Below are 12,764 nucleotides of genomic sequence, written 5' to 3'. Positions count from 1 at the left end.
GTGACTCGACGTCGGAACGTGCGCGCATGATCGATCTGCTGAGCGGCGGCGGAGCCCAGCCGTGGCGCGACCCCCGTGCGTATTGGCAGGGCATGACGGATGCGGTGGCGCACCTGCCCGCACCGATTGCCGCCGTGAACCTCGACGCGCTGCGCTACAACGCGCTGGACATGATGGTCCGCGCCGGCGGCGTGCCGGTGCGCGTGGCGAGCAAGTCCATCCGGGTGCGAGAGATGCTCGACGCACTGCTGCGGCTCCCGGGGTACGCCGGCATCCTGGCCTTCACACTCGCCGAGGCGCTGTGGCTCGCCGAGGACCACGACGACATCGTGCTCGGGTACCCGACCGCCGATCGGCAGGCGCTGGCCCGCCTCATCGCCGACCCTGCGGCAGCGTCCCGCATCACGCTCATGGTGGACGACGAGGCCCAGCTCGACCTTGTCGACGCGATCGCCGCGCCGGGCAGCCGGCCGGACATCCGGGTCGCGATCGATGCCGATGCCTCCTGGCGCGCGCCGGGACTCGGGCACGTGGGGGTGCGTCGCTCCCCGCTCCACGACCCCAGCGAGGTGGTCCGATTCGCCCAGGCAATCACTCGTCGCCCCGGTTTCACCCTCGTGGGTCTCATGATGTACGAGGCACAGATCGCCGGTCAGCCGGATTCCGCCGGCCCCGGCGACCCCGTCATCCGATGGATGCAGCGGCGTTCCGCCGACGAGCTGCTCGACCGCCGCGGGGCGATCGTCGCGGGCCTGCGTGACGTCGCCGCGCTCGAATTCGTCAACGGCGGCGGCACCGGTTCGCTGGAGGTCACGAGCCGCGACGAGGCGGTGACCGAGCTCACCGCCGGCAGCGGCCTGCTCGCCGGTCATCTGTTCTCGCACTACCGCGCCTTCGACCCGGCGCCGGCCGCCGCGTTCACGCTCGACGTCGTGCGCAAGCCCCTCGCCGACATCGCCACCGTCCTCGGCGGCGGCTGGGTGGCATCTGGACCGCCCGTCGCATCCCGCCAACCCGAACCGGTCTGGCCCACGGGCCTCCACACGCTCGGGCGCGAGGGCGCCGGCGAGGTGCAGACCCCGCTCCAGGGTGCTGCGGCGAAGCGGCTGAGCGTGGGGGACCGGGTCTGGTTCCGGCACGCCAAGAGTGGCGAGCTCGCCGAACGCGTCGTCGGCTACGCCCTCGTCGTGGGCTCCGAGCTGGTCGGCACGAGTCCCACCTACCGTGGCGAAGGGAAGGCGTTCCTGTGACCCGCCCCGGTGGCGTGTGGCGCAACTGGGGTCGCACGACCGCGGTGCGGCCGCTCCGGGTGGAGTTCCCGGCGTCGACGGATGCGGTCCGCCGCGCGGTCCGTGCGGCTGCCGCCCGCGGCCTCCGGGTGAAGGCGGTCGGCGCCGGCCACAGCTTCAGTGACATCGCCGCAGCCCCCGACATCCTCCTGGACCTCCGCGACCTCTCCGGGCTCGTGCGGGTCGACCGGGATCGGCGGCGGGTGACCTTGCGCGCGGGGACGCATCTCCACCAGGTGCCGCGGCTCCTCGCCCCCTATGGCTGGGCCATGACGAACCTCGGCGACATCGACCGGCAGACCATCGCCGGGGCGATCTCGACCGGTACCCACGGCACCGGCGCGCGTTTCGGGGGCCTGTCGACCCAGGTGGTGGGCGCGACGCTGGTGACCGCGGACGGGGAGGTGCTCCGCGTCGACGAGGACGAGAACCCGGAGCTGCTGCCCGCCGTGGCGCTTGGCCTCGGGGCGCTCGGCATCCTGGTCGAGGTCACTCTCGAGGTGGTGCCCGCGTTCCTGCTCCACGCGGTGGAACAGCGCGAGCCGCTCGCCGAACTGCTTCCGGAACTCGACGCCCGCGCCGCGGACGCCGACCATTTCGAGTTCTACTGGTTCCCCCGCACCGACGTCGCGCAGACGAAGACCAACACGCGCCTCCCGGAGAGCGCACCGCGGCATCCGCTGCCCGTGACGGGTCGCTTCATCGAGGACACGCTGCTGTCGAACCACGCGTACCGCGTGCTGTGCGCCGCATCCACCGCCGTCCCCGCGCTCGCGACGCCGCTCGCCCGGCTCGGGGCCAACACCATCGGCCAGCGTGAATACACCGACCGCTCGAACCGGGTGTTCACCCAGCACCGTGACGTGCGGTTCCGCGAGATGGAGTACGCGATTCCGGTGGCGAGCCTGCGGCCGGCGTTCGAAGCGCTCCGCGCGCTCATCGACCGCGAACGGTGGCCGCTGTCGTTCCCGATCGAGGTGCGGGTCGCCGCCGCCGATGACCGGTGGCTGTCCACCGCGCACGGCCGGGACAGCGCGTACCTCGCGGTCCACCGGTACTGGCGTGAGGATCCCACCGACTACTTCACCGCGGTGGAGGAACTCATGCAGGGGTTCGAGGGCCGACCCCACTGGGGGAAGATGCACCGACTGGATGCGGCCGTGCTGCGCACGCGCTACCCGCGCTTCGACGACTTCGTCGCCCTCCGCGACCGCCTGGATCCCGACCGGCGGTTCCACAACGCCTACCTCACGCGGGTGCTGGGAGAGTAGCTCGGCGGCCCGGCGTAGGATGTCCGAAAACGGGGAATGGAGAACGCACCGACATGGAATGGCTCATCCCGGTTCTGATCGTCGTCGCTCTCGTGGTGATCGTCGGAATCTACCTCTGGGCGACGTACAACTCGCTCGTCCAGCTGAACGTCCGGGTGGACGAGGCGTGGAGCGACATCACTGTCCAGCTCAAGCGGCGCGCTGATCTCCTGCCCAACCTGATCGAGACCGTCAAGGGCTACGCCGCGCACGAGAAGGCGGTGTTCGAGAACGTCACACAGGCGCGTGCCGAGACGATCAACGCCAGCGGGCCGGCCGAGGCGGGTATCGCCGAAGGTCACATGCAGCAGGCGCTGAAGTCTCTGTTCGCAGTCGCTGAGGCGTATCCGCAGCTCCAGGCCAGCCAGAACTTCCTGCAGTTGCAGCAGTCGATCGTCGACACCGAGGACAAGGTCCAGGCCTCGCGACGGTTCTACAACGGCGGGGTGCGGGAGCTGAACACGAAGATCAAGGTGTTCCCGAACAACCTCTTCGCACGGCGCCTCGGCTTCAGCGAGCGTGAGTTCTTCGAGGTCGTCGGCGGCGCGTCCATCGCGGAACCGCCGCGCGTGCAGTTCTGACGGCCTGATCCGACCGCGGCGAGGGGAGCCCGGTGTATTCGGCGATCGCGCGCAACAAGCGCAACACCTGGCTGATCCTCGTCGGTTTCGTGCTGTTGCTCGGCGCGGTGGGGCTCCTCGTCGGCTGGCTCGCGGGCAACAACTGGTGGATCACCGCGTTCGTGCTGCTGTTCGCCGCTGGCTACGCGGTCATCCAGTACTTCGCGGCCGACCGGGAGGCGCTCGCCCTGTCCGGTGCCGTCGAGGTCACCCAGGCCGACGCGCCTCGGTACTACCGACTGGTCGAGAACCTGTGCATCACGACGGGCACCCCGATGCCGCGGCTGTACGTCGTCGACGACCCCGCGCCGAACGCCTTCGCCACCGGGCGGACGCCGGAGAAGGCGGCCATCGCGGTGACCACCGGCCTGTTCGAGGTCATGACCGACCGCGAGCTGGAGGGCGTGCTCGGGCATGAGCTCGGCCACATCCGGAACTACGACATCCGGGTGTCGCTCCTCGTCTTCGGACTCGTCGTGGCGCTGGGCATCGTCGCCGACATGATGCTGCGTGCCGTGTTCTTCGGCGGGCTCCGACGCAGTGGGGGCAACAATCCGGCCCAGCTCGTGTTCCTGCTGTTCGGGGTGGTCGCGGCCGTCGTCGCACCGCTCCTGGCGGGGCTCGTGCAAGCGGCGATCTCGCGGCAGCGGGAGTACCTGGCCGATGCGACGAGCGCGCTCACCACGCGCGACCCAGAGGGTCTCGCGTCCGCGCTCGAGACCCTGGCGGCTCACGCGGCACCGCTGCAGCGGGCGAACACCTCGATGGCGCATCTATGGATCGCCGACCCGCTGCGCCCGGGAATGCTCTCGCGCCTGTTCGCCACGCATCCGCCGCTCGCCGATCGGGTGGTGCGCCTGCGCGAGATGGGCGGGCAGTTCTAGCTCACGCATCCACCCCGGGTCCCTCGTTCGGATTCCGGCCCGGGTGCCGCGCGCCCGCCCGGTCCGTCGTTCGGATATGTCGGCGGTCGCGGTGGCGTCGCCTGGTCCGTCGTTCGGATGCAGGCTCGGACCGTGCTGCGCCGGCCGTGCCGTCGTTCGGATTCGGGACCGGATGTGGCCGTCACGGCGTTCGCTGCGCAGCGTGTCGTGCCGCATCTCCGAACGAGGGCCCAGGGGAGCGCGGCGTCCTGTGCCGCATCTCCGAACGACGGCGCGGCGTCCTGTGCCGGATCTCCGAACGACGGCCCCAGGACCCGCGGCGCGGTGCTCCACTTCTCCGAACGACGGCACGCCGGACAGAGCGCGGCGGCGACCGGACCGGATGCGGAGCTCAGCCGGGCTCGTCGCCGGCGAGGGCGACCGGCTCCGGCCCCGCGACGTGCCGTGACGCCTCCGGGAGTGCGCGGGCGACGTCCTCGGCGGCGTTGCCCCAGCGCGATACCGACAGGCCGGCGAGCCCCTGCCACCGTGCGGCCTCGCGGAGCACGTCGGCGAGGCGTTCCGCGGCCCCAAGCGGCGGCTCCGGCTCCCACCACGCCGCCTGCACCCGGAGGACGGATGCGGCCCGGTCGGCCTTCAGATCCACGCGGCCGACCACCCGGTCGCCGATCACGACCGGGAGCGAGTAGTACCCGAACCGGCGCTGCGGGGCCGGCGTGTAGATCTCGATCCGGTAGTCGAAGTCGAACAACCGCTCCGCCCGCGGCCGGAACCACACCACCGGATCGAACGGGGTGAGCACCGTCGCACCGTCGAGAGAGCGGGGCACCGAGGCGGCGTGATGCAGCCATGCCGGCTGACGCCAGCCGTCCACCTGCACCGGGTGCAGGATGCCCTGGGCCTCCAGCGCACGGACCACCGTGGCGACCGTGCGCTGATCCCGGATGCGCCAGTAGTCGTCGAGGTCGGCGATCGTGGCCACACCGCAGGCGCGTGCGGCGCGCTCGATGAGGATCGGCAACGCCTCCTCCCGCGGCACCGGGCGGGAGAGCGTATCGGCGGGGATCACATCCTCCGCCAGTCCGTACACACGCTCGAACCCGCGGCGCCCGGCGATCGCCACCTCGCCGGTGAACCACAGGTACTCCAGCGAACTCTTCACCGCGCTCCAGTCCCACCAGGGGCCCCGCGTCGCGCGCTCCGCATCGTGCTCGATCTGGGCCGGCCGCATCGGCCCGCGATCACGAAGTTCTGTCCGCACCCACTGCAGAGTCTCGTCGTCCACCGCGAACCATCCGGTCCGCTCGTGCCGTGCCCGGTGCTCCGCCATCCGGAAGCCGAACAGGTTCCAGTCGGTCGCAGGAATGAACGCCGCCTGGTGCGCCCAGAACTCCACGTACGGCGCCGGGTGCTGGAACAAGAGCCGGTCGAGCCGGCCGGTGTCGTAGGCGCCGAGGCGCGAGAACAACGGCATGTAGTGCGACCGGGCGAACACGTTGACCGAATCGATCTGCAGCGTCGCCATCCGGGACAGCTCCCGGTTCAGCTGGCGGGCGGTGACAGCCGCCGGGGGCGTGCCGCCCACCCCCTGCGCCGACAACGCGACTCGGCGAGCCTGGGGACGGGTCAAGCGGGTGCGCACGGGCGACAGCCTACGGGCGGCCACCGACACGGCGGCACGGCCGCGCTCCGTTGGCGCGCGGGCCGCTCCCGGGTGCAGTCCTAGACTGGCGGGATGAGCGCTCCCGACCCCAAGCCCCGCGGGTCGTTCCGTGACGCCTGGCGGGCGCGCACGGTCTCGACCGATGTGACGGATGCGGTGCCCCGACGTCTCCGTGTCGCTACCGCGTACGCCTGGCGTTTCCTGGTGATCGCCGGCGCCATCGCCGTGGTCGTCTGGCTCGTCATCCAGCTGAAGATCCTCGTTATCCCGCTGCTCGTCGCGATCCTCCTCGCCGCGCTCCTCTGGCCCGCGTTCAGCTGGATGCTGCGGCACCGGATGCCGCGGTGGCTGGCGATCGTCATTGCGCTGCTCGGCACGGTCGCCGTGATCGGTGGCCTGCTGTGGCTCGCCGGGTGGCAGATCGCCCAGCAGTGGAGCTCCGTCCAGGCGCGCACGATCGATGGACTGGCTCAGCTGCGGGTCGGACTCCTCGAGGGTCCCCTGCACCTCACCGCCGATCAGATCGACGACCTGCTCGCCCAGGCAGGCGACCTGCTGCAGCAGCAGGCGCAACTGCTCCTGTCCGGTGCGCTCGCGATCGGTTCGACGGTCGGTCACGTCGCCACCGGTGCGCTGCTGACCGTCTTCATCCTGTTGTGCATCCTCGCCGACGGCGGAGGCATCTGGCGCTGGACGCAACGGCTGTTCCCGGCACGTGCCCGCGTGGCCGTCGACGGCGCCGCCCGCACCGGGTGGGTCACAGTCGTGAACTACGCCCGCACGCAGCTGCTGGTGGCCACTATCGATGCGGTCGGCATCGGCCTCGGCGCGTTCCTGCTGGGCGTGCCGCTGGCGATCCCCGTCGGCGTGCTGGTGTTCCTCGGCGCGTTCGTGCCGATCGTGGGTGCCGTCCTCACCGGCGCGGTCGCGGTGTTCCTCGCGCTCGTCTACAACGGACTGTGGATCGCTGTCTGGATGCTGGTGGTCGTGCTCGGGGTGCAACAGATCGAGGGCCACATCCTGCCGCCGCTGCTCATGGGTTCTGCAGTGAAGGTGCACCCGCTCGCGGTCGTGCTCGTCGTCGCCGGTGGAGCGCTCATCGGCGGCATCCCGGGCGCACTGTTCGCTGTGCCGCTCGCCGCCTTCGTCAACGTGGCCGCCCTCTACCTCTCCCGCCGCTCCTGGGAGACGGGCCTTCGCCCCGCGCCGGGCGATCTCATCTGGAGCACAGTTCCCCGACAGAGGAGGAAACGGGCGTGACCCTGCCAACACTGGCCGATTTCGAGAACGCTGCAGCCGTGTTGGCGCCGCTCATCACCCGAACGCCGCTGAACGATTCCGAATACCTCTCGGACCTGCTCGGTGTGCCGGTGCGGCTCAAGCTCGAGAACCTGCAGCGGACGGGATCGTTCAAGATCCGCGGCGCTGCGTACCGCCTGTCCCGTCTGACCGCGGAGGAACGCGCCCGCGGCGTGGTCGCGGCGTCGGCTGGCAACCACGCCCAGGGCGTCGCGCTGGCGGCGAAGCGGCTCGGCATCCCCGCCACGATCTTCATGCCGCTGGGGGTCCCGGTGCCGAAGCTCCTCGCGACCCGCGGTTACGGCGCCGAGGTCGTGCTCGAGGGCGCCACCGTCGAGACGCCGCTCCGCCTCGCCGCCGAGTTCGCCGAGCGCACAGGGGCCGTGCTCATCCCGCCCTACGACCACCCCGACATCATCGTCGGCCAGGGCACCGTAGGCCTGGAGCTCTGGGAGGACATGCCCGAGCTCGACACCGTGATCGTCGGTATCGGCGGGGGAGGGCTCATCGCCGGCGTCGCCGCGGCCGTGAAGGCCCGCGCCGCCGCCGCCGGGCGCACCGTGCGCGTCATCGGCGTGCAGGCGGCGAATTCCGCCGCCTACCCGCCGTCGCTCGCCGCCGGCAGCCCGCTGGAGGTCGCGACCACACCGACGATCGCCGACGGCATCGCCGTCGCCCGGCCGGGCGACGTGCCGTTCGACATCATCAGGGACGTCGTCGACGAGGTCGTCACCGTCACCGACGACGACATCGCCCGCGCCATCCTGGTGCTGCTCGAGCGTGCGAAGCTCGTGGTCGAGCCCGCCGGCGCGGTCGGGGTCGCCGCGATCCTCACCGGCAAGGTGAAGGCCACCGGTCCCACGGTGTCCATCCTGTCCGGCGGCAACATCGACCCGCTGCTGCTGCAGCGCGTCGTCGCGCACGGTCTCACCGCATCCGGTCGCTACATGACGCTGCGCATCCCGCTGCCCGACCGCCCCGGTCAGCTGGCTCGGGTGTCGGAGCTCCTGGCCGAGGCGGGGGCGAACGTCACCGAGGTACTGCACACACGGCACGGCCACGGGCTGCAGATCAGCGACGTGATCCTGCAGCTGAGTGTCGAGACGCGGGGCGAGGAACATCGCCGTCACGTCATCCAGACGCTCGAGCAGGCTGGCTACGAGCCCACCGTCGTCGCGGACTGAGCGGCGGGCTTACTGCCCGTTGTAGGTCTCGACTTTGACGATCTCGACGCCGATCTCGCGACCGTTCGGGGCGGTGTAGGAGGTCTTCGCACCCTCCTTGAGGCCGAGGATCGCCGCTCCCAACGGAGAGGCCTCGCTGTACACGTCGAGTTCGCTGTTCACGGCGATCTCGCGGCTGCCGAGGAGGAAGATCTCTTCGCCGCCGGCCACGATCGCGGTGATGACGGTCCCGGGCTCGACCACGCCGGTGCTGGTGGGCGCCTCGCCGACCTTGGCACCCTTCAGCAGCGACTGCAGGGTGCGGATGCGGGCCTCCTGCTTGCCCTGCTCATCCTTGGCGGCGTGATACCCGCCGTTCTCCTTCAGGTCGCCTTCTTCCCGGGCGGCCTCGATGCGCTTCGCGATCTCGATCCGGCCGGTGGTGGACAGTCGTTCGAGCTCGTCGACGAGTCGGTCGTACGCGTCCTGGGTGAGGAATGTCACCGGAGCATCTGCAGACACGAGCGTCTCCTTCGTACGTCGCGGCGCGTGGGCCGCGAATGCCAAGACGCCCCGGCAGTGCACCGGGGCGTCGTCACGTGCGGCTAGATTACGGCACCCAGCAGGAGTTGACCAAACCCGTCGTCGCTTCCGAGAGCACCGGGATCGTCTCGGTGAAGGCGCGGGAATGCGCGTCGGAGGCGGGATACTGCACCACGCGCCAGCCCACCACGCCATGCTCGGAATCGAGGGCTTCCAGCGCGCAGGCGAGCTCGTTGCCGGCGGGGACCGACACCTGGAACGAGATCGACACGGTGTGCTCGTCGACCAGTGCGAAGCCGGTGTCGCTCGCCTCGGCCGAGCCCTGCGAGGACGACAGTGCGAACCATCCCGCCACCGCGACGGCGATCGTGAGGCCGATCGTTGCGAAGACGATCCAGAACCGCCGGCTGCGCGGGGTGCGGCCGTAACGGTCATCGAGCATCTGCTGGGTTGTCATCGCACTCTCGCGTCGGGAATAGGCTGGACTTCCAGGCTATGCGCTCGCGATGGCTTGCGCGTTCGGAACGGGGACACCCAATGAATCTTTTGCCGTGGGCAGCGGCGGCGACGCCCTCGCCGAGCGACACCGGCATGGTCGACGAGTCCCTCGTGACCCCGGGACCGTGGGGCTTCGCCGTCATCGCGGTGCTGGCGGTCATCGTCATCCTGCTGGTGATCGACATGCTCCGCCGCATCCGCCGCGCGCGCTACCGGTCGGAGGTGCGGGAGCAGCTGGATGCTGAGGAGCTCGCCGCCGCGCAGGGCGATCGCGCCGTGCTCGAGAGCGACGCCGACGACCAGGACGTGGATCCCGACCACAACCGCTGACCCGTGCCGCGGCTCAGCCGTGGAAGGCGGGGTTCAGGCAGATGAGCAGGCACGCCGTCCAGTGGCAGAGGAAGGCGAGCACCGTGCACAAATGAAAGATCTCGTGGAAGCCGAACGTCCCCGGCCACGGGTTCGGTCGCTTCGTCGCGTACACGATCGCGCCGCCGGTGTAGAGGACGCCGCCCACCAGCACCAGCACCATCATGATCACGCTGGTCTGGAACAGGTCGACGATGTACATCATGGCCGCCCATCCGAGCACCAGGTAGAGGGCGACGTAGAGCCAGCGGGGCGCGTTGATCCAGAAGACGCGGAACAGGATGCCGACCAGTGCCCCGCCCCAGACGAACGACAGCAGCATGATCGATTTGTCGGTGGGCAGTGCCAGCACCGCCACCGGGGTGTACGTCCCGGCGATCAGCAGCATGATGTTGGCGTGGTCGATGCGTTTGAGCACCATCTTCACGCGCGGCTTCCAGTCGAAGCGGTGGTACAGGGCGGAGTTTCCGAACAGGAGCAGTGACGACACCATGAACACCGCGGCCGACCACTTCGCCGCGGTTCCGTGGGCCAGCACGATGAGCACGATGCCGGCAACGAGGGCCACCGGGAACGTGCCGGCGTGGATCCACCCGCGCCACGTGGGACGGATCTCCGCCTGAGCGTCGTGCGCCGCCTCCTCGACCAGAGGGAGCGAGGGGACGTCGGGTGCGTCGGCGGGTTGTGTCACACCTCCAGCGTATGCCTGGCCGCATTCCGGCCCGAGCACATGCGCCGTGAATGGGGGGCGGGTGCGGGCGGAGTAGCGTAGGGGGGTGACGAATGGCCGTGAGCGCGGGGAGCGGGGACCCCTCTACCGGCTGTACAGCAAGCGCTTGCGCCGTCGCATCCCGGCCGGCGGGGTGCCGCAGCACGTGGCCATGATGATCGACGGCAACCGTCGATGGGCGCGCCAGCTGGGCTACGCCACCGCCGCGCACGGCCATCGCGCCGGAGCGGCGAAGATGCGCGAGTTCCTGCGCTGGTGCGACGACGTCGGCGTGCGCGTGGTGTCGCTCTATCTGCTGTCCGTGGACAACGTGAACAAGCGCGACTCCCAGGAGCTCGACGACCTGCTCGAGATCATCGCGGAGCTCGCCGCCGAGCTGTCCGAGGAACGGGACTGGCGCGTGCAGCACGTCGGCCGCGCGGATCTGCTGCCGCCCGAGCTCGCCGCCGCGCTGGCGGAGGCCGAGCGTCGCACCGCGACCCGCACCGGCATGCACGTCAACCTGGCGGTGGGTTACGGCGGGCGCGGCGAGATCGTGGATGCGGTGCGCAGCATCATCACGCAGCACGACCAGCGCGGCGGTTCGCTGGAGGAGCTCGCGGCGAGTCTCACACCGGAGCAGATCGGCGAGCACCTGTACACCGGTGGGCAGCCCGACCCGGACCTCGTCATCCGCACCTCGGGGGAGCAGCGGCTGAGCGACTTCCTGCTGTGGCAGTCCGCGCACAGCGAGTTCTACTTCGTGGAAGCACTCGGCCCGGATCTGCGCGAGGTGGATTTCCTCCGCGCCATCCGCGACTACGCCAAGCGCGACCGCCGCTACGGCCGCTGACCGCCGGCGCGGGTCAGAAGTTCACGAACCCGTAACGCGACACGCCCGGCATCCGCTCGCGCGACACCGGCGCCCGGACGTACGTTCATCCCATCGGGCAAGGCGCCCGGTCGAGTCGGCCGACGGTCTACGATTCGTGACTTCCGGTCGACGCGTAGGACCCCGGGATCCGATCCCGGAGTGGGAGCGGGTTGTGACCACACGAGCACCACAGCAGAGCCGGCAGGATGTCGTCCAGAGCGCAGATCAGGAAACTGACCTGCGCTCTTATGTTTTGGATACATCCGTCCTGTTGAGCGATCCGAGCGCCTTCTTCCGTTTCGCGGAGCACTCGGTCGTGATCCCCGTCGTCGTCATCACAGAGTTGGAGGCCAAGCGTCACGACCCCGAACTGGGATACTTCGCGCGGCAGGCGCTGCGACACCTCGACGACCTGCGGATCGAGCACGGCCGACTCGACTTCCCGATCATCGTCGGCAGCGGCGGCACCCTCCGGGTGGAGCTGACCAACACCGACCCGACCGTCCTGCCGTCCGGGATGCGGCTGGGGGACAACGACACCCGCATCCTCGCCGTCGCCATGCACCTCATGCAGGAGGGACACCACGTCACGGTCGTCTCCAAGGATCTGCCGATGCGCGTCAAGGCCGCCTCGCTCGGCATCGACGCGGAGGAGTACCTGGCCGAACAGGCCGCGGATTCCGGCTGGACCGGCATCGCCTCCCTCGACGTGTCGGGCGACGATCTCAGTGACCTCTACGAGACGGAGGTCGCCGTCAGCGACGAGGTGAAGGGGTTCCCGGTGAATACCGGGCTCGTCATCCACTCCGAACGCGGATCGGCGCTCGGCCGGGTGACGGCGCCGGGGGAGTACCGGCTGGTGCGCGGGGACCGCGAAGTGTTCGGCCTGCACGGCCGGTCGGCGGAGCAGCGCATCGCCATCGACCTGCTCCTCGACCCGGACGTGGGCATCGTTTCGCTCGGCGGACGCGCGGGCACCGGCAAGTCGGCGCTCGCCCTGTGCGCGGGGCTGGAAGCCGTGCTGGAGCGCGCGCAGCAGCGGAAGATCATCGTTTTCCGCCCGCTGTACGCCGTCGGCGGGCAGGAACTCGGATACCTTCCCGGCGATGCCACGGAGAAGATGAATCCGTGGGGGCAGGCCGTGTTCGACACCCTCGGCTCGGTGGTCTCCGGCAACGTCCTCGAGGAGGTCGTGGCCCGGGGGCTGCTCGAGGTCCTGCCGCTCACCCACATCCGGGGCCGCTCCCTGCACGATGCGTTCGTGATCGTGGATGAGGCGCAGTCACTGGAACGGAACGTGCTGCTGACCGTGCTCAGCCGGATCGGGCAGAACTCCCGCGTCGTCCTGACCCACGACGTCGCCCAGCGGGACAACCTGCGTGTCGGGCGCCACGACGGCATCGCCTCGGTGATCGAGACGTTGAAGGATCACGGCCTGTTCGGGCACGTGACGCTGCAGCGCTCGGAGCGGTCGGCCATCGCGGCGCTCGTCACCGATCTGCTGGAGCAGGCCGACCTGCTCTGAACCCCCGCCCCGCCTGAT

General features: G+C 70.2%; 13 protein-coding genes. 9 read left to right on the top strand and 4 right to left on the bottom strand.

All coding sequences use genetic code 11. The annotated features are described in order from the left end of the window. Window positions 1-26 precede the first annotated feature (26 nt). From NT132_RS07135 to NT132_RS07120, 4 genes are read left to right on the top strand one after another with little or no spacing between them, the layout of a single operon-like run. Window positions 27-1,250, top strand: coding sequence for an alanine racemase (locus NT132_RS07135; protein ID WP_297786877.1), 1,224 nt, complete (start codon window positions 27-29; stop codon window positions 1,248-1,250). Then, window positions 1,247-2,560: a D-arabinono-1,4-lactone oxidase gene (locus tag NT132_RS07130; protein WP_297786875.1), complete on the top strand. Its 1,314-nt coding sequence runs from the start codon at window positions 1,247-1,249 to the stop codon at window positions 2,558-2,560. Before NT132_RS07135 ends, NT132_RS07130 begins: the two co-directional genes overlap by 4 nt. A gap of 53 nt (window positions 2,561-2,613) precedes the next feature. Next, window positions 2,614-3,180, top strand: coding sequence for a LemA family protein (locus NT132_RS07125; RefSeq protein ID WP_297786873.1), 567 nt, complete (start codon window positions 2,614-2,616; stop codon window positions 3,178-3,180). Between the two features lie 32 nt (window positions 3,181-3,212). Continuing rightward, the gene (locus NT132_RS07120) at window positions 3,213-4,103 is read left to right on the top strand and encodes a M48 family metalloprotease (protein ID WP_297786871.1); all 891 of its coding nucleotides are present in this window, start codon (window positions 3,213-3,215) and stop codon (window positions 4,101-4,103) included. A gap of 391 nt (window positions 4,104-4,494) precedes the next feature. Here NT132_RS07120 and NT132_RS07115 read toward each other — a convergent pair whose 3' ends face one another. Next, complete coding sequence (locus NT132_RS07115; RefSeq protein WP_297786869.1) at window positions 4,495-5,745, bottom strand: crosslink repair DNA glycosylase YcaQ family protein; 1,251 nt, start codon at window positions 5,743-5,745, stop codon at window positions 4,495-4,497. 93 nt (window positions 5,746-5,838) lie between these two features. Here NT132_RS07115 and NT132_RS07110 point away from each other — a divergent pair, with 93 nt between their 5' ends. Both NT132_RS07110 and ilvA read left to right on the top strand, forming a co-directional pair. Then, a complete protein-coding gene (locus NT132_RS07110; RefSeq protein ID WP_297786867.1) occupies window positions 5,839-7,026 on the top strand; it encodes an AI-2E family transporter in 1,188 nt (395 codons plus the stop codon). Then, the gene (gene ilvA, locus NT132_RS07105; RefSeq protein WP_297786865.1) at window positions 7,023-8,249 is read left to right on the top strand and encodes a threonine ammonia-lyase; all 1,227 of its coding nucleotides are present in this window, start codon (window positions 7,023-7,025) and stop codon (window positions 8,247-8,249) included. The genes NT132_RS07110 and ilvA overlap by 4 nt, the downstream gene beginning before the upstream one ends. Window positions 8,250-8,258: 9 nt before the next feature. Here ilvA and greA read toward each other — a convergent pair whose 3' ends face one another. Together greA and NT132_RS07095 are read right to left on the bottom strand one after the other, a co-directional pair. After that, window positions 8,259-8,750 carry a transcription elongation factor GreA gene (greA, locus tag NT132_RS07100; protein ID WP_297786863.1) on the bottom strand — a complete coding sequence of 164 codons (492 nt, stop codon included), beginning with the start codon at window positions 8,748-8,750 and terminating at the stop codon, window positions 8,259-8,261. 88 nt (window positions 8,751-8,838) lie between these two features. Next, on the bottom strand, window positions 8,839-9,228 hold the full coding sequence (locus NT132_RS07095) for a DUF4307 domain-containing protein (RefSeq protein WP_297786861.1): 390 nt from the start codon (window positions 9,226-9,228) through the stop codon (window positions 8,839-8,841). A gap of 80 nt (window positions 9,229-9,308) precedes the next feature. On the opposite strand from NT132_RS07095, the gene NT132_RS07090 reads away from it, so the two are divergent. Then, window positions 9,309-9,599: a hypothetical protein gene (locus NT132_RS07090; protein WP_297786858.1), complete on the top strand. Its 291-nt coding sequence runs from the start codon at window positions 9,309-9,311 to the stop codon at window positions 9,597-9,599. Window positions 9,600-9,612: 13 nt separating this feature from the next. Here NT132_RS07090 and NT132_RS07085 read toward each other — a convergent pair whose 3' ends face one another. Further along, entirely contained in the window at window positions 9,613-10,329 is a 717-nt protein-coding gene (locus tag NT132_RS07085) for a hemolysin III family protein (RefSeq protein ID WP_297786856.1), read from the bottom strand. An 85-nt stretch (window positions 10,330-10,414) separates the two neighbouring features. Here NT132_RS07085 and NT132_RS07080 point away from each other — a divergent pair, with 85 nt between their 5' ends. Further along, window positions 10,415-11,200, top strand: a complete 786-nt coding sequence (locus NT132_RS07080; RefSeq protein ID WP_297786854.1) for an isoprenyl transferase — start codon at window positions 10,415-10,417, stop codon at window positions 11,198-11,200. Between the two features lie 193 nt (window positions 11,201-11,393). Beyond that, a complete protein-coding gene (locus NT132_RS07075; RefSeq protein WP_297786852.1) occupies window positions 11,394-12,746 on the top strand; it encodes a PhoH family protein in 1,353 nt (450 codons plus the stop codon). Window positions 12,747-12,764: the final 18 nt, after the last annotated feature.

Origin of the sequence: Microbacterium sp., assembly GCF_026393345.1 — a bacterium.
GTDB lineage: Bacteria > Actinomycetota > Actinomycetes > Actinomycetales > Microbacteriaceae > Microbacterium.
This window is presented reverse-complemented; position numbering and strand designations above follow the sequence as displayed.